The organism is Desulfomicrobium baculatum DSM 4028 (genome assembly GCF_000023225.1).
In the GTDB taxonomy this organism is placed as follows: Bacteria; Desulfobacterota; Desulfovibrionia; order Desulfovibrionales; family Desulfomicrobiaceae; genus Desulfomicrobium; species Desulfomicrobium baculatum.
Window position 1 is genome coordinate 1,535,122 of the sequence record NC_013173.1, and the last position, 16,581, is coordinate 1,551,702.

Below are 16,581 nucleotides of genomic sequence, written 5' to 3' on the forward strand. Positions count from 1 at the left end.
CCGACGTATCCGTTATGCGAGTTTCAAAGGCATGTATTCATTCTGCCGTATTTTCTTTCGGCAGTCGTACCGTCAGCACCGGCACCGTGCTGAGTCTTACGACCTTGTTTGCCACGGATCCGAGCAGCATGTCCATGAAGGCCCTGCGTCCGTGAGCGCCCATGACCACCAGATCGTTGTTCCCGGTATGAATTTCGGCCAGGATGCGTGCGGCCGGGTCTCCGGCCTGGATTTTCAGTTCGGCGCCGGACACGGGGCAGCGGGGACTGTCCGTGACTTTCATCCTTGTTCGTTATTCTTCACACGTGGCGCTGGTCTCGATTTCCCGGCATTCCGGGTTGCTCATGCACGGCGCTTCCTTTTCCTTCATCACCTTGGTTCCGCTCGCTCCGCGTTCGACAATGAACCGCTTTCCACATCCGGGGCAGGCATGAAACTGCGGAGCATAGTCTTCGCCCTGGGTGACGGTTACGCTTTGCCGGCAATACGGACAGTCGACTGTGACTGCGGACATGGGTTCCTCCTTGTGACAGGTTTGCACGTTCAAGGGTTCACGCCTTTCTGACCTGGAACAGATAGTCGCCGCCGTTCTTCACATCATGGGCAGGCGGGATGAGCTGAAAGCTGCACTCCGGATGCACCCTGCGCAGATCGGGTAGAAAGGATGCGTCGTTGACCAGAATCAGCATGGATTCTCCGGCTTCAAGTCTTTTGATGAGCGCGCATGCCGTGAGCATGCCAAAAAAATCCACCGTGTTCCGCATGTCGAGTGTGTTCATAACAATTATCCTCGCATGCCGGCCAGTGCCGACATTTTTTCTTTAGCCAGCGTCGTGCCAGAACGTCGCTTTTCCGGGATCGCTCTTTTTTATAGAAATAATATTCTGAAATAATGGATTTAAATTTAATAGGCGCGACGTTTTCTTGTTCACGATGAACCGAGGTGTTGCGTTTTGAGTGTTCACTAAGTAAACAGGTGAACAGATGTTATGTTCACAAACAAAGCAGAAGGGCATGGAGCAGTAGGGATGGAAGAAAATCTGAATCAATATTGGAAGACCGTGGTCAACACCATTCAGGACGGGATCATGATCGTCACGCCCGATGGCCAGATCGTGTCCGTCAACGAAGGCCTGGTGGCGATGACAGGCTACTCCCGCGAGGAACTCATCGGCGCGTCATGCGCGATTCTCGGCTGTTCGGCCTGCGAGCTGGCGCGGGGGATTCCGCAGTGCCACTGGTGCGTCATGTTCAAGCAAGGTTCCTTGCGCAAGCAGCAGTGTGCCCTGGTGCGCAAGGACGGAACGCGCGTGCCCGTGGTCAAGAACGCTTCCGTGCTGAAAGACAAGGACGGCGAGACCATCGGCGCGGTGGAGACCATCACCGACATCTCCGATCTGGTGGACAAGGAGGAGCAGCTGGAGATCTTCCGGCGCGAGATCTCGCGGGAAGACTCCTTTCACGGGATCGTGGGCCGCGCGGCCACCATGCAGCAGGTTTTCGATCTCATCGACGGCGTGGCGCAGATCGATGCTCCGGTCATCATCTACGGCGAAAGCGGGACGGGCAAGGAGCTGGTGGCCAAGGCCATCCACGATGCCGGGCCGCGCCGGGACAAGCCTTTCATCAAGGTCAACTGCGCGGCGCTGAACGAATCGCTGCTGGAGAGCGAACTCTTCGGGCATGTCAAAGGCGCCTACACAGGAGCGCACAAGGATCGCATGGGCCGCTTCGAGAGCGCGGGCGACGGGGACATCTTTCTGGACGAAATCGGGGACCTGCCCGCCAGTACCCAGGTCAAGCTCCTGCGCGTGCTGGAGGAAAAGGTCATCGAGCGCGTGGGCGACCATCGTCCCATCCCGGTCCAGGCCAGGATCATCACCGCCACCAACCGCGACCTGACGGATCTGGTCGCCAGAAACCTCTTTCGCCAGGACCTCTACTACCGCATCAATGTCATCCCTATCCGCATGCCTGCGCTGCGCGAGCGCCGCGAGGACATCCCGCTCCTGGCCTCCACCTTTTTCCTGCGCACGCAGCTCAAATCCGGCAAGAAAGTGCACGGCATCTCGCCCGCGGCCATGGAGCTGCTCGTGCGCCACTCCTGGCCCGGCAACGTGCGCGAGCTGCGCAGCGCCTTCGAGTACGCCTTCGTGGCCTGCAAGACGGACATGATCGAACCCCGCGACCTGCCGGCCGAACTCATGAACGGAGCGGTCGTGTGCACCCCTGCCGATGTCGCGGCCAGAAGCCTGGACGAAATCAAAAAGGAACGCCTCGCCCAAGCCCTGCGCGAGGCAAACGGAAACCAGTCCGAAGCGGCCCGAATCCTCGGTATTTCCCGGACCAGCGTGTGGAGCCAGATGCGGCGCTACGGGATGGGCAAAGGGTGAGGCTGCGCAGAAACAGGAGGAAGGGGCAGCGTTGCGGAGCGTGGTGGTGCTGGACCGGGCTGTTCGGCAAGTACTGCTTTGGCAGTACGCAAGGGGTTTGCGTTGCTGAAGCACATCCGTATTTCAAAAAACAAATGCTCGTGTAACTTGCCGTTATCGTAAACGTTCGTGTTCGCGGCTGAAATTGATTCAGGGCACTTTCCCGCCACGGCATCCCTTCCCTTGACACTGCGGTGAATACCCCGCACAATCACCGCATGATAAGCGGAGAAAAAAAATACATCTGGCAGCAGGACGACTGGCCGCGTTGGGTTTACGACCTGAAGCGGCTGTTGCCGTTGCTTTCACAGGTGCACTTGGCCCAGGGGCACTTGCTGGGGCGGATGCATGATGTCGGGATGGAGCTGCGCGATGAGGCTACGCTTCGGGTTTTGTCGATGGACGTGCTCAAGACCAGTGAGATCGAAGGCGAGAAACTCAACCTTGAGTCGGTCCGGTCCTCCATTGCCAGACGTTTGGGCCTCGATATCGGGGCGTTGGCACCGGCGGACCGCCACGTCGATGGGGTGGTGGACATGGTGCTGGATGCGACCCAGCGCCACGCCGATATCCTGACCGCCGAGCGGCTGTTCGGCTGGCATGCGGCCTTGTTTCCGACGGGCTACAGCGGTCTGGCCAGGATTCGGGTCGGGGCCTGGCGTGATGACAGCCAGGGGCCGATGCAGGTCGTGTCCGGCCCTGTTCAGCGCCGCCGGGTTCACTACGAAGCGCCTCCGGCGGCCATGCTGGATGCCAAGTTGTTTGAATTTCTGCGCTGGTTCAACGCCCCGCACGATGAAGATCCCGTCATTACGGCGGGAATAGCCCATCTCTGGTTCGTGACCATTCATCCTTTTGATGACGGCAATGGCCGCATCGCCCGCGCCGTGGGTGACATGGCCCTGGCAGGGGCTGATCACTGCGTGCAGCGCTACTACAGCGTGTCTGCGCAATTGCTGCGCGAGCGCAAGGATTACTACGACTGGCTGGAACGAACCCAGAAGGGAACGCTTGATGTCACGGACTGGCTTGAGTGGTTTTTGGGATGTTTGCTGCGTGCCGTTCAAGGGGCCGAAAGCACGCTCTCGGCAGTGCTGGCCAAGGCCGGTTTCTGGAGTCGCTGGGCTGGGGTGTCCATGAACGAGCGGCAGATCAAGCTGCTCAACAAGCTGCTTGATGGTTTCGACGGAAAGCTGACCAGCAGCAAATGGGCCGCCATCGCCAAATGCTCCCAGGACACCGCCCTGCGCGATATTTCCGACCTGCTCGCCAAGGGCGTGCTGGTCAAATCCGCAGCCAGCGGCCGCAGCACGAGCTATGAGCTGACGACGTGATCATCAACCGCAGGCTGACTCCCCGTCTTGATTTGTCGGCGTTCAGTGATTGAACTGTGCCTAAACATGCGAAGGATTCCGCCATGACCGAAACCATTCTGGTCATAAGAAAATGGGGAAACAGTCTGGGGGGCCGTCTGCCTGCGGCCGTAGCCCGCGAGGCGAAGTTGCATGCCGATCAGCGGGTCAGGATCAGCGTGGAAAATGGAAGGATCATCATCACGTCGCTCAGTGAGGTTCATCTGACCCTGGAGCAACGTCTTGCCAGTTTCGATCCTGCCCGGCATGGCGGCGAGGACATGCAGACCGCCGAGAATCGTGGAGCCGAGAAATAGCCCATGACCGCATAGGCTTCGGATAGAGAAGATGTTGTCTGGACAGCTTGTTCTTTCCAGGCGGGGCGGAAAATGCTCCTCATCCGCCTATTCCTCGCTTCAATGCCAGGCTTCGTGGATCATGCGCGGGCCACGGCTTCGCGCACGGCTTCGGTGATGAACTGGTTCAGGCTTTTTCCGCTGGCGGCGGCGGCGATAGTGGCCTGGCGGTAGATGTCCTGATCCAGGCGCAGGGCGAATTTTCCTTTTGCCTTTTTGGGCTCGATGCCACGTGCGGCGCATTCGTCCAAAAAGACCTTGAGCGACAACGCGCCTTCTCGCTTGAGTCCTTCCAGGTCCGTGGCGTAGAAGTCGGCTCCGCCATTCAAGCCGACAAATTCTCCCCGGAACATTTCCAGCTCGGAATCGTAGCCAATGACGGCAGAGTAACCGCCGGGAAAATCAAGTACGTTCTTCATGGCTTCACCCCATTCGTTTCGAGCCACTTCCTGATGCTTGCCACCGCGCCCTTGTCCTTGTCCGGCGAAGGATGCGGGCGATGGAAGATTCTGATCTCTCCAAAAAGAAACACGCTGATGCGCGAACCTTCACGCTCCGCTATTTCCGCTCCCAGCTCCGCAAACAAGGCCTCGATATCTGCCCATTTGATCCCGCCAGATGTCGGATGGTCAAAAATCCTGCGGAGAGTGGATTCGTGTTTGCGTTTCATTGTTTTACGATATTATTTTTTGATATCATGTCAAGATGACGTTGGTGCTGTTGCGTGGAAGAAGACTCAGTCGAAACTCGATGTTGGTATCGGAAATGGTGTTGAAAAAAGATCGCAACAAAAAAGGGGGAAGTCGCCTTCCCCCCTTTTAGTTGTCTTTTTTTCAAACACTATTCCAGCGGCGTATTCGGAATGAGCGTCCAGATGCCGCAGGGGCAGGCTCCGGCGCAGAAGCCGCAGCCGATGCATTTTTCGGAGTCGCAGACCATGGCGAACTCATTGTCCGGCAGGGCCTCACGGCTTATGGCTCCGCGCGGGCAGATGGCCTCGCAGATGCCGCAGTCCCGGCACACGCCGCAGGATGAGCATTCCTCGGCGCACTGGTCCAGGCTGTCGAAACCGCCCAGGCGCGGGTCGAAGTAGGCCAGGTTCATGCGCGAGTAGTCGATGGTCTCGGACATGTGATTGCCCGGGTCCATGTACTCGATGCGCGTCTTGAGCCCCTCGTGCATGTCCGCCGTGACCGAGAGGGGGCGGCGGCCGCTGATGATCTCGTCGATGGCCTGGGCCGCGCGGCGTCCGTCGCCGATGGCCTGGGTCAGTAAACCCAGCTTGACCAGATCGCCGATGGCGAAGACGCGCGGGTCCGTGGTCTGGTTGACGTCGTTGACGGTGATGAAGCCGCGCTCACGGGCGATGTTCTCGGGGAAGGCCTCCAGGTCCGGCGTGTCGCCGATGGATATGATGACTGTGTCACCGGGAATGACGCGGCCGTCGGTCAAGAGTACGCCTTCGGCCGTGATCTCCTTGGTGAAGCAGGGCCACAGGAATTTGGCTCCGGCCTTTTCCGCCTCTTCACGTTCCTTGCCGAAGCTCATGGGCTTCTGCACGTCGATGAGCGTCATGCTTTTCGCGCCCAGGCGGGCGGCTTCCGTGGCCACGTCGCAGCCAACGTTGCCCGCGCCGATAATGACCACGCGTTCGCCGACCTTGGCGTCACCGTGCTTTGCGGCCTTGAGGAAGTCCGTGGCCGTGGTCAGGCGTTCGTTGCCGGGCACGGGCAGGGTGCGCGGACGCTGGGCGCCGGTGGCCAGGACGATGAAGTCGTAATCGCTTTTGATGGCCTCGAAGTCGTCGCGGGTCAGCTTCTTTTCCAGGCGCACATGGGGGATGACCTCCCGCGCCCGGTCCAGCTCCGCCGCCAGCACTTCGGGCGGGATGCGGTTGGCCGGAATGGAGGCCTGCAGTTTGCCGCCGAGCTTCTCGTCCATGTCGAACACGGAGGCCTTGTGGCCCTTGAGGCGCAGCTGCCAGGCCACGGAGATGCCGGCCGGGCCGCCGCCGATGACTGCGACCTTCTTGTCCGAGGACAGGGGCAGCATGGGCGGGTGGGCGTTGATGCCTTCCTTGCCGAGCATCTTGGCGTCCACGGGTTTGAGACTCCCCAGGCCGCGCGTGCATCCTTCCATGCACAGGTTGGGGCACAGATAGCCGCAGACCGTGGCCGGGAAGGGCGTGTACTCCAGAGACAGGTCCACGGCCTCGGCCAGGCGGCCTTCGCGCACCAGCTGCCAGCGCTTTTGCACCGGAATTCCCGATGGGCAGCTGGCCTGACAGGGCGGCATGTATTTGCAGTTTTCCCAGACCGGGACAAAGCGGCGCAGTTCCCCGCTGGTGATGAGCCCAATGGGCGAGCGGTCCACGGAGGTCAGGTCGCCGACCAGTCCGCCCCGGCCAAGCTCCATGTCCCAGACCTGGGAACGGAAATCGGACATGTTCTTGCGCTTGCGGGTGACCTTCTCATAGGGCGACTTGGCGACGACCAGATGCCACTGGTCGCGGGTGGCCAGGATGTCGAAAAGGTCGGACTTGTCGATTTTCTGAAGGTATTGCTTTAAGTTTTCCTGGAGCCAAGTCCAGTCCTCGTCGCTGATGGGCATGTGCTTGGCATCGGCGTTGCTGATGGCCTGTTCCTGGCCACGGTAGAAAATGCGTCCGCCGACCATGCCCACGCAGGGGCGGTAGCCCATGACGTTGGCCTGGTCGTGGGCGTCCACGCCGCAGACCACGGCCGTGCCGCCGGCCATGAACTCGGCGAAATAGTCGCCCGTTTCGCCCAGGACCCACAGCTCCGGGGCCGTGAAGCGCGGGTTCTGTTTGGTCATGGTCATGCAGCGCGACCCGACGTTGCCGCCGACACAGACCTTGCCCTGAGCCATGGCGTTACAGATGCCGTTGCCCGCGTTGCCGTGGACGATGATTTCGGCTCCGGCGTTCAGCCAGCCGATGTCGTCGGAACCCGGCCCCATGACTTCGATGGTCGTGCCGGGGAAGCCCAGGGAACCCAGACGCTGTCCGGGCGCGCCGATGACCTTGACCGTGACCGCTTCAGCCTTGGAGACCCAGAGGCGCCCGCCGATGCCGTGCTGACCGCAGGCTTCGACTGTCAGCTCCCTGGCTCCGGCCTTGACCGCGTCCTGGATGCGTTCCTCCAGGATGCGCGATTCCAGGCGCACGCCGTTTTCCTTTCCGTCAATATGTATGGTGCTTTGCATGTCTTTCCCTCATCAGACCACGTATTTGATGGCCAGTCTGTCCGCCGCGTTCTTGTCGGCGATCCCCAGCGCGTCGGACATGCCGATGGGCAGGGACGTGGACCTGCCCAGGGGGGCGAAGATCTTCTTCATTTCCATGTCGAAGCTGACGTAGAGCTCGACCAGCCTTTCGGCCACCTTTTCCGGATCGAGCCTGCGGTAGATGCGCGGGTCCTGGGAGGTGATGCCCTTGGGGCAGACGCCGATGTTGCACACGTTGCAGCGGTCGGACTCCGAGCCCACGCATCCGGCCGCGGCCTGCATGGCGTATTTGCCGATCTGCACGGCCGAGGCCCCGAGCATGATCAGCGAGGCCGCGTTGGCAGCCAGATTGCCGTTCTTGCCGATGCCGCCGCCGGCGATGAGCGGGACTTCGTTCTGTTTGCCGATCTTGCACAGGGTCAGGTAGGCATCGCGGATGTTGGAGGCGATGGGGCTGCCCATGTGGTTCATGGACACGTTGTAGGCCGCGCCCGTGCCGCCGTCTTCGCCGTCAACCGCCAGACCGGCCGCGTAGGGGTTGCGGCAGAGGTTGTTCAGGACCGCGTTGGTCGTGGTCGTGGCCGAGATCTTGGGATATACGGGCACGCGGAAGCCCCAGGCCATGGACATGGACTGGATCATCTTGGCCACGGATTCCTCGATGGAGTATTGGGTCTGATGCGTGGGGGGGCTTGGCAGGCTCACTCCCGGAGGCACGCCGCGAATGGCCGCGATGAGCTTGTTGACCTTGTGCCACATGAGGAGGCCGCCGTCGCCGGGCTTGGCGCCCTGGCCGTACTTGATCTCGATGGCGCAGGGGTCTTCCTTCATTTGCGGGATGGCGTGGATGATCTCGTCCCAGCCGAAATAGCCCGAGGCGATCTGCAATATGACATATTTGAGAAAACGTGATCTCAAAAGGCGCGGCGGACAGCCGCCCTCGCCGGTACACATGCGCACGGGCATGCCCAGCTCTTCGTTCAGGTACGCGACGCCCATCTGCAGGCCTTCCCACATGTTGGGCGAGAGCGCGCCAAACGACATGCTGCCGATCATGAGCGGATAGATTTCGCGCACGGGCGGAGCCCAGCCGTGCTCCTTGATGGTGGCCAGCCCTTCGGCGGGGCTCTGGATGCGCCCGATGAGGGTGCGCAGGTCGAATTCGTGGCGGCCCGAATCCAGGGCCGGGTCCGTCAGCATGGAGATGCGGATGAACTTGATCTGGTCGAGCAGGGAATTGTTGTCGTTGCGCCGCCCGCCACGGGTGCGCGGCTGGCCGCCAAGATTGACGTGGTAGCGCAGCTTGTCTTTTTCGTCGGAGTGCATGGGCAGGATGGCGTCGTTGGGACAGACCATGCTGCACGTGCCGCAGCCCACGCAGGCCTGATGCGGGGCCGTGCGCTGGCGGATGCCGTAATAAATGGAGTGCTCGTTCTCGGGCTTGTTCTTGAACCCGGCCGGGACCTTGATTGTGCGTTTGCGGAAGGTGCCGAGCTCCAGCGACTGCATGGGGCACACGGCGCAGCATTGGCCGCACAGGGTGCACCGGTCCTTGTTCCATTCTATCTGCCAGGGCAGATCCTTGATGCTCAGTTGGGAAGGGCTAATGGCTGTGTTTGCCGACATACTTTGATCTCCTGGCGGTCCGGGCCGACAATGGCCGAATCAAGATGCATGGGTTGAAAATCCTGGGATTTGTCACGGTCGGGGATGGCCAGGTCCAGGCCGCAGATCTCGGAAGAGAACGCGTACAGGCCGGGGCGGCCGCCGACCACGCCGGGGCGCAGCTTCTTGCTGTCCTGAACCATGAACATGGACTTGTCCGGCAGGCAGCCGATGACGCAGTTGGGGCCGTCGATGATAAGACGGCGGCAGATCTGCTTCAGCTTGGACAGGAATTCCTTGTCCGGATGGTCTTTCATTTCATGGTCTTTCAAAGGCGTGATGATGTGCTTGTAGGCTTCAAAGGGCAGGCCCAGCTTTTTGATCGTGTAGTGCAGGATGTGCGTGAAGACTTCGGAATCGGAGTTGTAGCCCTCGTAGCCGGGAATCCCCTGGGATGCGAGGTAATCACGGATGGGGATGAAGGCCGTGTTCTCGCCGTTGGTCATGGTGCTTAAGCCTTCGATGAAGAAGGGGTGGCAGGCGTACAGATTGATGGCGTAGTTGGTGTTCTGACGGCCCTGGGCCAGGACGAGTCGGCTCTTGATCTCGGGCCGGTCCAGTCCCAGATATTCGCCGACCTGCAGCGGGTCGCCGATCTCCTTGATCATGACCGTGTCCGGCCAGAAGGAGAAGACGGTGATGTCCTCGCTAGCGAGGCCCATGTGCTTGAGCTCAAGGCGGGTCTTCAGGTAGCCGAGGCCCTTCTCATCTTCGCTCAGATCCTTCCACGTCGCAGGGATGTCATAGGCCCGTACGATGTAGCGTTCCCGCTTGGGCGTCCAGGTGGGCATGGCCCCCTTGGGGGTGATGGCGAGATCGTACTTGATGGCGAAGCCCTTGGCGTTCATGAAGGCGTCCAGACGCTGGACACCGGCGTTGGTGAAAATTCCCGACAGGATGGGGCAACCCTTCATGGACTCGAACGGACCGCCCATATCCGACAAATAAAGGCCGACTCCCGATCCGTCGTGCCCCTCGCGCATGACATCCAAGGCCCGGATGGCATCCATGGGGGAGACGGGGTCGCTGCTGGTCAGCGCAAACAATCGACACATAGCGCGCTACTCCCTGATGAGTGTTCAATTCCCGTCGCCTCAGGAGGGTGAATGCATATATGACAGAAATGTCATATTTTCCCAAGGCGACACGGCTTTTAATGACAAAAATGTAGAGAATTATGCTTCCCGGCCTGAATTTCAGGCAGGGGCGATGAAATAAGCAAGTAAGAGGCCAAAAAAATCGATTATCTGATGGGAAAACAGGCGGTCAAGTGGGAAATATGCCCGGTTGAATTGGGATATTATCCTGTTGCGGGGAGACGTGGTGTGGCTGATCAGGAAGTGCGCTCGTGCGCCTGTCTTGCTGTACGAAGCAAAAGGTTTGTTCTGGTCGCGAACGCACAAAGCTTCACGGTCCGTCAATAGCCGCTCCAACTCCTCTCCTGCCAAGGAGGGGTGCCCGAAGGGCGGGGTGGTTGACTTTTGAGATTTTTGCTCGTGTGCGGCCGCCTTGCTGTCCGATCCGGGCGAGGCACGTCGAAACTCCTTCGCCGGCCTCGTACCATTTTCCCGTCGCTTCTCCGAACAGGGGCTGTCGCTTCGGGCGATGGGCGACGGGAAAACGAACGATGCCTGGCTCAGTCAGACAGTCGACGAGCCTCGCCCGGATCGGACAGTAAGGCTAGGATCGGAGTTTTGGAGAAAGGTCGGAAAGAAGAGGTCGGAGAAAATCATGGATCCCTGCGAAGGTGGAAATCCATCTTTCGGGCAGGAAGTGGCTTCGCGCAGGGATTGAACGTCGTGGGCCGCTATTTTCTCTCAGGCGTGTAGTGCCACCACGGCCTGGCTTCCTCTCCGTCCATGAACCGTGTCACGGACACGAAGACATCCAGCACGCAGGGGTCCTGGCGGACTCCTGTCAATGCGCTGAGGCGGTCGTAGAGGGCTTGTGGATTCTGGCCCGCAAGCTGGCCGGGATGCTCGAAGCCGAGCAGTTGCAGGTCACGGGCCATGGCCGGGCCGATGTTGGGCAGGTCGGTCAGCGCGAGAAGCCGGTCGCGTCGGACTTTGGCAGGATTCACAACGGTTTCCTACGCGATGCGGCGGGTAATTTCGTGATGGTTGACGAGGATTCTGCTGACGTATTCCACAGTCTCGGCAAAATTAGGGATGCGTCCGTAGGAGGAATAGACCCCGTATTTGGAGTCGGTGTTGCCAAGACCGGCATTGTATCCGGCCGTGGCCGCCAGAATGTTGCCGCCGCGGGCGCGCAGGTTCTCGGCCATCATTTTGACCATGGCGTTTATTGCATGGGAATAGAGGACGCGCTGGTCGAATTTTTCGAAAAAGGCCACGTCCTGGGGTGAGAAAATGGAGCGATCCCTGAAGTTCTCATCGAGATACAGGCGGCAATTATCCCGCGCCGCGTTGTATTGGGCTTGCAGCAGATCCATGCGGTCCAGGGCCAGGGCGTAGGTTCCGGCGGCGCTCAAGGGTTTGCCTGCAGCCTGGGCGTTTACAAGGGTGCGCAGCAATTTGGCCGGGCTACCAAAGAGTTCCGACTGTTCCTTGCGCAGGGCCCGCATCTGGGTACGGTACGCACCGGCCTGTTCGAATTCCGGTTCCAGGTCTTCGCGCCGCGCAAACCCTGCAGGCTGCCCGTGTTCGTCGGCGCAGACCAGGCCGTACCCTCTGGCCGTGGCGGCGATGAATTGGCAGGGGCCCACAGCCAGGGCCGAGGACACGGCGAATTCATAAAAAAAGGATTCGGCCATCATCTGCCCCATGATCCAGCAGGGGTCCACCGGGTAGATGGAGGCGTGACGCAATACGCCTTGCACCACGTGCGTACAGATCTCAGGAATGCGCGAGTGCAGGTCGATCTCGGACAGCGGTTTTTTCCAAACCGGCAGATTGCCCTTGGGGTAGCTTTCGATGATGAAGGCTAGGGTAGACTGGGCCATGGAGTGGGCGAATCCCGGAGCCGAAACCCGCTCCAGGATACGTGCGGGGTCCTTGGTCTGAATGATCCGGATCTCGGAAATGTCCGAAACCGGCACCGACGCCTGGGCCTCAGAGGTCAGAAAGGGCAGCAGAAGGGGGGCCAGAGCGGCTTTTAAGAGCGAACGTCTTGGGATATTCATGGGAGTTCAGGCTTTGTTGAGCGTGACGCGGGCCACGACTTTCTGGAAATATTTTTCGTTTTCTTCCTGCAGCAAACCGCCGTGCTCCATCTTGGCCCGGGCGATGAAAAGCTGGACCTTTTGGATCTGGCGCATCTTTCGAAACTCGTCCGTTTCCTGTTCGAGACATTCGATCAGGGAGCGGATTTCGCGCTGGTCCTCTACTTCCTTGGGGATGTAGCCGGCATTCTTGAGCACCTTGTAGGCCATGCGCAGCGTTTCAGGCATGAACGGATCGCCGCTCTCCGGCAAAGGGCGTCCCTGACCGTTCAGGTCATCGAATTCGCCGCGCTCCTGGGCCTCGCGGATCGCCCTTTCAGCCAGTTCGGCGAGAACGTTCATGGCATCTTGAGAAGTCGCTCGATAACATGCCGGAAGCTTTCCTCGGAAATGAAACCGAGATGATCGAGGATCTTCTCCCCGGCGCGGTTGTAGATCAGGGTGCGGGGTATGGACTTGATGTCGAGCATGGAGCCTATGGATTCGTCATCAAGAAGTATAGGGAAATTGACCTTGTTCAGTTTGACGAAATTTTCCACCGGGCGCATGCCGTAATCCATGGAGATGCCGATGATGGTCAGCTCATCCTCCGAAAATTCCTGGCGCATATTCATGAGTCCTGGAAATTCCTTGACACACGGTGAACACCAGGTCGCCCAGAAGTTGATGATCAGGACCTTGCCCTTGTTTGATTCGACGATATTTTTGAAATCATGGATTCCCGCTTTATGGATATCCTGCGACAAAGCGTTCGAAGGCAGAAAAGAAAGCAGCAGGAGCAGGACGAATGTCTTCAGAAAATTCATGGATAGTCCTCGTTTGGATGTCGTATAATTGAGTTGCTAGCTGTTTGCCATTTGCCAGTCAATGCGGCGACCATGGCGTCAGGGCATTGCAATTTGCATGCTTTTCGCCCATTCCTGTGACCGCATCACAGAAGGAGGAGATAAATGACAAGTTTTATCAAGAAGAAAGTGGAAGTCGATGACGCCGCCGCCAGCATGACCTTTCGTCCGGGACAGTTCAAACGTGAACCTTTTTCCCTGCAAAAGAAAAATATTTACCTGCTTGGCATGCGGGCCAGCGGTAAGACCACCGTGGGCAAGGCGTTGGCCGAGGCCCTTGGATGCGCTTTCGTCGATACCGACGCCCTGGTCGTGACCGAGGCCGGGCAGGATATCGACGCCATCGTGGCCGGGCAGGGCTGGGATGCCTTTCGAAGCCTGGAGGAAGCTGCCTTGTCCCGCGCGGCGGAGCTTCCGGGCAAGGTCATCTCCACGGGCGGCGGCATCGTCCTCTCCCCGGCCAACCGCGACCTCATGTACCGCACCGGGGTCAGCTTCTATCTGGCAGCCGACGCCGGGCTTCTCATCGCGCGCATGCTGCGCGACCCTAATGCCGCCCAGCGTCCGGCCCTGACCCCCCTGGCACTGCACGACGAGGTGGCGGCGATCATGAGCGAACGCGAAGCCCTGTACATGGCCAGCATGGACCACATGCTCCAGGCCCACAGGAGCGTGGAGGAGCTGGTCGACGACGCGCTCGTGGCCCTGGGGCTCAAAGAGTGGGATTATTCCGAGAAAGAACGGGTGCTGGACCGCTACTAAATCCTGGCCACGGCCAGGAATACCGTGTGCAGACCGGCCACCAGAACCACGAAAACCTGGCGCGCACGCTCCCTGGTCAGACCGGGAAAGCTGTAGCCCAGATGTCCGTGAGGACAGCGGGGCAGGCAGTCCCCGCACAGGGAGCAGGTCAGGCCGGGTCGCCCTTTTTCCAGATCCAGGCGGGTCAGGGCATTGTAGCGGCACGCCCTGGAGCAGAGTCCGCACTGCGTGCAGCCGCTGCCGATGGTCACGCGCCAGGGCAATATGCGCCCGATGAGATTGTTGACCAGCCCGATGGGGCAGTAGGCCGTGCAATGGACCATGGTCCCGCTTTTGCGCGAGATCAGGGCCATGATCCCGACCCCGACCGCTCCGAAGATCGCGGCCAGACCCAGCGCCCAGGGCCAGGAAACATCCAGCAGGCGCAGGACCACTGGAATGACGATCGTGGCCAGCAGCAATCCGGCCCGCAGACGCGGCGCCCAGAGGGGCAGGGGGGTCGGCCGTGCGGGGGCAAGACGGGCCATGCGGTCGTCCCAGGCGCCGATATAGCACAGGTAGCTGCACCAGGCCGGGCCGACCAGTAAAAGGGACACGCCGAGCAGGATGGGCATGAAGAAGCCCTCGCCCCGAAACAGCGGCCCGGCCAGGATCAGGGCCGGGACGGGCAGGTGCAGTTTGCCGGTCATCAGGAAAATGCTCCATCCGGCAAGGCCCAGCAGGAGCTGGCCGAAAAAAACGACCGAAAACAGGGTCCAGATGCGGCCACGAACCTTGCCCCTGTTGTCGGTCAGCAACCAGCCGCTGACCAGCGCCCCGTAAAAAGCGAAAAGACAGATCCAGAAAATTCCGGAACCGGGGAAAAAACGATCTCCAAGGAGCAGGGGGAGGGGCGTCTTGTCACGGGCCAGCAGCAGGATGCCGCCCACCAGCAGGGCCGTGGCGGTCTTGATCAGGTCGGCATCGCGCATGGGGCCGAAGAATTTCTGCCCGGCGCGGCCTGTCAGGAGCGCTGCGAGGCCCAGGTGAGTCAGGCAGACGGCGCCGAGGATCAGGGCGAGGCGCATCCAGGGCAGGCCGAAATTGATCCGCCACGACGCCAGCTCCACCCCCTGGAACGCCCACAGCAGCGCGCCGCCCAGGGCGGCCAGGATGAGAAGGGGCCTGGGCAACAGGCGCGGAAAAAACGCGGCCGCCGCCGGGAACAGGGCGGGGACCGCGTCCCAGAGCGTGCCGAAGCGCAGGAAATGCGCGGCCGTGGTCAGGCTGCACAGCACGATGAGGATGCGCAGAAAATGCGTCATGGCCGCACCCGCCGGTCGAATTCCTCTCGCCCGAATTTTTCGATGAGTTCGCCCAGGCGCAGTCCTGGTCGCCGTTGCTCCATGAGCACGTTTAAAACATTGCCGAGAATTTCAAGCGCCTGGGGCAGGCTGTATAATCCCAGTTCATGGGCCAGGCGCGGGTGGCGGCCGAGTTTGCCGCCCAGGAGCACTCGGTAACCAGTCTCATCCACACGCAGGGCCTTGTCCGCGCAGACCCGCGCGCACGCGGCGCACCCCAGGCAGCGCGAGACATCAAGCCGGATGGCGTCTTCCAGATGCAGGGCCTTTTCCGCGCAGACGGCGACACAATGGCCGCAGCCCGAGCAGCGCTCCGGCAAGGCCCCGATGCGCGCGAAGGCGATGAGCCCGAAATCCGCGATATGCGGCTGGGAGCAGCCGTTGGGACAGGACGCCACGGCCATCCTGAACTGATGATGATGGCGGATGGGGCGATTCATGCCGGCCAGAAATCCGGACCAGCCGGAGGCGGCGATCACCGCTTCGAGTTCGGTGGTCAGATCCCGGCCAAGGACCGCATGCGGGCATTGGGCAGCGCCACGGCAGACTTTGAGCGTATGAGCAGGGAGCTGGGCTTTCATGGCGTTGCCTGTACCTCGAAACGAGTTCGGGAATCCTTGACCTAGGTCAAAAATTCCCGACGTCCGAATTTTGTTGTGAATTTTGTGGAAATTGAAGGCTGTTCGTTACGCAACCTTGATGGTAAAGGGAATGACATGCAGGCTTCGGGATATTTCGCGAGTTGAGCCCAGCGCCCAGGAAGCCATGCTCGCATTGATGCGCTCGGGCAGGCTCTGCGCCAGCTTTCCCACGCCAAGCAGCGGATGCCGGGTGAAAACCTGTGGCAGCCCGTAGGTCAGATTGCAGGCCAGACACATGCCGGGGCGTTGCAGGAGATGGAAGGCAAAGCGCAGCTCTTCCTGACTGTGCCCCTCGAATCTGAGCCTGATGTCGTAGGCGCCGTCCTCGGCATCGCCGAACAGTGCTTCAAAAAAGGCGTCGGTGATCGATGGGGGAAATATTTCGTCCAGGCTGGCCGGGGTGAAAATCTGGTCGGCGTTGGTCATGTTTTTCTCCTTTGCGTCCGAGTCGTTCGCGGTGTATTTTTCATGACCGTGCTTGCGGGTCAAGGGTAAGAATAGCCCGAAAGCACTGTGGGGCCGGTCTTATAAAACATCCCTGGGGAAATTCATGCAAAAACGAATGGAAGATATTGAAATAAAGTATATATATTTGCAAAAAACGGTTGATGATCTGAACGTGGTTGTCATAGAACAACAAAAGGAAATTCGGGAGCTCAAAGCCACGCTGATGCTTTTGGGCAAAAAGCTCCAAGACATCTCTTCCATGGAGCCTTTCGATCCCGATGAAAAACCACCCCACTACTGATTGGCCGGAG

General features: G+C 60.1%; 20 protein-coding genes. 5 read left to right on the forward strand and 15 right to left on the reverse strand.

Annotation, left to right across the window (positions count from 1 at the left end):
* Positions 1 to 37: 37 nt before the first annotated feature.
* From DBAC_RS06830 to DBAC_RS06840, 3 genes are read right to left on the reverse strand one after another with little or no spacing between them, the layout of a single operon-like run.
* Positions 38 to 283 (reverse strand): universal stress protein, encoded by a 246-nt coding sequence (locus DBAC_RS06830; RefSeq protein ID WP_050762058.1) that lies wholly within the window; start codon positions 281 to 283, stop codon positions 38 to 40.
* A 9-nt stretch (positions 284 to 292) separates the two neighbouring features.
* Entirely contained in the window at positions 293 to 514 is a 222-nt protein-coding gene (locus DBAC_RS06835) for a hypothetical protein (RefSeq protein WP_015773553.1), read from the reverse strand.
* 37 nt (positions 515 to 551) lie between these two features.
* Entirely contained in the window at positions 552 to 779 is a 228-nt protein-coding gene (locus DBAC_RS06840) for a hypothetical protein (RefSeq protein WP_015773554.1), read from the reverse strand.
* Between the two features lie 249 nt (positions 780 to 1,028).
* Between DBAC_RS06840 and DBAC_RS06845 the strand changes: the two genes are divergently transcribed.
* The 3 genes from DBAC_RS06845 to DBAC_RS06855 all read left to right on the forward strand — a co-directional run bounded on the left by DBAC_RS06845 (position 1,029) and on the right by DBAC_RS06855 (position 4,101).
* On the forward strand, positions 1,029 to 2,393 hold the full coding sequence (locus tag DBAC_RS06845) for a sigma-54 interaction domain-containing protein (RefSeq protein ID WP_015773555.1): 1,365 nt from the start codon (positions 1,029 to 1,031) through the stop codon (positions 2,391 to 2,393).
* A 257-nt stretch (positions 2,394 to 2,650) separates the two neighbouring features.
* Positions 2,651 to 3,766 carry a Fic family protein gene (locus tag DBAC_RS06850; protein ID WP_015773556.1) on the forward strand — a complete coding sequence of 372 codons (1,116 nt, stop codon included), beginning with the start codon at positions 2,651 to 2,653 and terminating at the stop codon, positions 3,764 to 3,766.
* A gap of 83 nt (positions 3,767 to 3,849) precedes the next feature.
* On the forward strand, positions 3,850 to 4,101 hold the full coding sequence (locus DBAC_RS06855) for an AbrB/MazE/SpoVT family DNA-binding domain-containing protein (protein WP_015773557.1): 252 nt from the start codon (positions 3,850 to 3,852) through the stop codon (positions 4,099 to 4,101).
* Positions 4,102 to 4,220: 119 nt separating this feature from the next.
* Here DBAC_RS06855 and DBAC_RS06860 read toward each other — a convergent pair whose 3' ends face one another.
* From DBAC_RS06860 to DBAC_RS17775, 9 genes are all read right to left on the reverse strand, one after another.
* The gene (locus DBAC_RS06860) at positions 4,221 to 4,559 is read right to left on the reverse strand and encodes a type II toxin-antitoxin system HicB family antitoxin (RefSeq protein ID WP_015773558.1); all 339 of its coding nucleotides are present in this window, start codon (positions 4,557 to 4,559) and stop codon (positions 4,221 to 4,223) included.
* Positions 4,556 to 4,810, reverse strand: coding sequence for a type II toxin-antitoxin system HicA family toxin (locus tag DBAC_RS06865; protein WP_015773559.1), 255 nt, complete (start codon positions 4,808 to 4,810; stop codon positions 4,556 to 4,558). Before DBAC_RS06865 ends, DBAC_RS06860 begins: the two co-directional genes overlap by 4 nt.
* Before the next feature lie 170 nt (positions 4,811 to 4,980).
* Positions 4,981 to 7,365 carry an FAD-dependent oxidoreductase gene (locus tag DBAC_RS06870; protein ID WP_015773560.1) on the reverse strand — a complete coding sequence of 795 codons (2,385 nt, stop codon included), beginning with the start codon at positions 7,363 to 7,365 and terminating at the stop codon, positions 4,981 to 4,983.
* Positions 7,366 to 7,377: 12 nt separating this feature from the next.
* The gene (locus DBAC_RS06875; protein WP_015773561.1) at positions 7,378 to 9,012 is read right to left on the reverse strand and encodes a glutamate synthase-related protein; all 1,635 of its coding nucleotides are present in this window, start codon (positions 9,010 to 9,012) and stop codon (positions 7,378 to 7,380) included.
* The gene (locus DBAC_RS06880; RefSeq protein WP_015773562.1) at positions 8,976 to 10,106 is read right to left on the reverse strand and encodes a class II glutamine amidotransferase domain-containing protein; all 1,131 of its coding nucleotides are present in this window, start codon (positions 10,104 to 10,106) and stop codon (positions 8,976 to 8,978) included. The genes DBAC_RS06875 and DBAC_RS06880 overlap by 37 nt, the downstream gene beginning before the upstream one ends.
* 752 nt (positions 10,107 to 10,858) lie before the next feature.
* Positions 10,859 to 11,131, reverse strand: coding sequence for a helix-hairpin-helix domain-containing protein (locus DBAC_RS06890; protein ID WP_015773563.1), 273 nt, complete (start codon positions 11,129 to 11,131; stop codon positions 10,859 to 10,861).
* 9 nt (positions 11,132 to 11,140) lie between these two features.
* Positions 11,141 to 12,193: a lytic transglycosylase domain-containing protein gene (locus DBAC_RS06895; RefSeq protein ID WP_015773564.1), complete on the reverse strand. Its 1,053-nt coding sequence runs from the start codon at positions 12,191 to 12,193 to the stop codon at positions 11,141 to 11,143.
* A gap of 6 nt (positions 12,194 to 12,199) precedes the next feature.
* Entirely contained in the window at positions 12,200 to 12,574 is a 375-nt protein-coding gene (locus DBAC_RS06900) for a DnaJ family domain-containing protein (RefSeq protein ID WP_015773565.1), read from the reverse strand.
* The gene (locus DBAC_RS17775; RefSeq protein ID WP_015773566.1) at positions 12,571 to 13,038 is read right to left on the reverse strand and encodes a TlpA family protein disulfide reductase; all 468 of its coding nucleotides are present in this window, start codon (positions 13,036 to 13,038) and stop codon (positions 12,571 to 12,573) included. Before DBAC_RS17775 ends, DBAC_RS06900 begins: the two co-directional genes overlap by 4 nt.
* 144 nt (positions 13,039 to 13,182) lie before the next feature.
* On the opposite strand from DBAC_RS17775, the gene aroL reads away from it, so the two are divergent.
* Positions 13,183 to 13,839: a shikimate kinase AroL gene (gene aroL / locus DBAC_RS06910; RefSeq protein ID WP_050762059.1), complete on the forward strand. Its 657-nt coding sequence runs from the start codon at positions 13,183 to 13,185 to the stop codon at positions 13,837 to 13,839.
* Here aroL and DBAC_RS06915 read toward each other — a convergent pair.
* The 3 genes from DBAC_RS06915 to DBAC_RS06925 all read right to left on the reverse strand — a co-directional run bounded on the left by DBAC_RS06915 (position 13,836) and on the right by DBAC_RS06925 (position 16,249).
* Entirely contained in the window at positions 13,836 to 15,143 is a 1,308-nt protein-coding gene (locus DBAC_RS06915; RefSeq protein WP_015773568.1) for a 4Fe-4S binding protein, read from the reverse strand. The two genes, aroL and DBAC_RS06915, sit on opposite strands and share 4 nt — an antisense overlap.
* The gene (locus DBAC_RS06920) at positions 15,140 to 15,763 is read right to left on the reverse strand and encodes a nitrite and sulfite reductase 4Fe-4S subunit (protein ID WP_015773569.1); all 624 of its coding nucleotides are present in this window, start codon (positions 15,761 to 15,763) and stop codon (positions 15,140 to 15,142) included. The genes DBAC_RS06915 and DBAC_RS06920 overlap by 4 nt, the downstream gene beginning before the upstream one ends.
* A 105-nt stretch (positions 15,764 to 15,868) precedes the next feature.
* Complete coding sequence (locus DBAC_RS06925; RefSeq protein WP_015773570.1) at positions 15,869 to 16,249, reverse strand: hypothetical protein; 381 nt, start codon at positions 16,247 to 16,249, stop codon at positions 15,869 to 15,871.
* A gap of 136 nt (positions 16,250 to 16,385) precedes the next feature.
* Here DBAC_RS06925 and DBAC_RS06930 point away from each other — a divergent pair, with 136 nt between their 5' ends.
* Complete coding sequence (locus tag DBAC_RS06930) at positions 16,386 to 16,571, forward strand: SlyX family protein (protein WP_167320923.1); 186 nt, start codon at positions 16,386 to 16,388, stop codon at positions 16,569 to 16,571.
* Positions 16,572 to 16,581: the final 10 nt, after the last annotated feature.

Coding starts and splice junctions, on each gene's coding strand:
- DBAC_RS06830 (WP_050762058.1), bottom strand. CDS start 283: ATGAAAGTCACGGACAGTCCCCGCTGCCCCGTGTCCGGCGCCGAACTG.
- DBAC_RS06835 (WP_015773553.1), bottom strand. CDS start 514: ATGTCCGCAGTCACAGTCGACTGTCCGTATTGCCGGCAAAGCGTAACC.
- DBAC_RS06840 (WP_015773554.1), bottom strand. CDS start 779: ATGAACACACTCGACATGCGGAACACGGTGGATTTTTTTGGCATGCTC.
- DBAC_RS06845 (WP_015773555.1), top strand. CDS start 1,029: ATGGAAGAAAATCTGAATCAATATTGGAAGACCGTGGTCAACACCATT.
- DBAC_RS06850 (WP_015773556.1), top strand. CDS start 2,651: ATGATAAGCGGAGAAAAAAAATACATCTGGCAGCAGGACGACTGGCCG.
- DBAC_RS06855 (WP_015773557.1), top strand. CDS start 3,850: ATGACCGAAACCATTCTGGTCATAAGAAAATGGGGAAACAGTCTGGGG.
- DBAC_RS06860 (WP_015773558.1), bottom strand. CDS start 4,559: ATGAAGAACGTACTTGATTTTCCCGGCGGTTACTCTGCCGTCATTGGC.
- DBAC_RS06865 (WP_015773559.1), bottom strand. CDS start 4,810: ATGAAACGCAAACACGAATCCACTCTCCGCAGGATTTTTGACCATCCG.
- DBAC_RS06870 (WP_015773560.1), bottom strand. CDS start 7,365: ATGCAAAGCACCATACATATTGACGGAAAGGAAAACGGCGTGCGCCTG.
- DBAC_RS06875 (WP_015773561.1), bottom strand. CDS start 9,012: ATGTCGGCAAACACAGCCATTAGCCCTTCCCAACTGAGCATCAAGGAT.
- DBAC_RS06880 (WP_015773562.1), bottom strand. CDS start 10,106: ATGTGTCGATTGTTTGCGCTGACCAGCAGCGACCCCGTCTCCCCCATG.
- DBAC_RS06895 (WP_015773564.1), bottom strand. CDS start 12,193: ATGAATATCCCAAGACGTTCGCTCTTAAAAGCCGCTCTGGCCCCCCTT.
- DBAC_RS06900 (WP_015773565.1), bottom strand. CDS start 12,574: ATGAACGTTCTCGCCGAACTGGCTGAAAGGGCGATCCGCGAGGCCCAG.
- DBAC_RS17775 (WP_015773566.1), bottom strand. CDS start 13,038: ATGAATTTTCTGAAGACATTCGTCCTGCTCCTGCTGCTTTCTTTTCTG.
- aroL (WP_050762059.1), top strand. CDS start 13,183: ATGACAAGTTTTATCAAGAAGAAAGTGGAAGTCGATGACGCCGCCGCC.
- DBAC_RS06915 (WP_015773568.1), bottom strand. CDS start 15,143: ATGACGCATTTTCTGCGCATCCTCATCGTGCTGTGCAGCCTGACCACG.
- DBAC_RS06920 (WP_015773569.1), bottom strand. CDS start 15,763: ATGAAAGCCCAGCTCCCTGCTCATACGCTCAAAGTCTGCCGTGGCGCT.
- DBAC_RS06925 (WP_015773570.1), bottom strand. CDS start 16,249: ATGACCAACGCCGACCAGATTTTCACCCCGGCCAGCCTGGACGAAATA.
- DBAC_RS06930 (WP_167320923.1), top strand. CDS start 16,386: ATGGAAGATATTGAAATAAAGTATATATATTTGCAAAAAACGGTTGAT.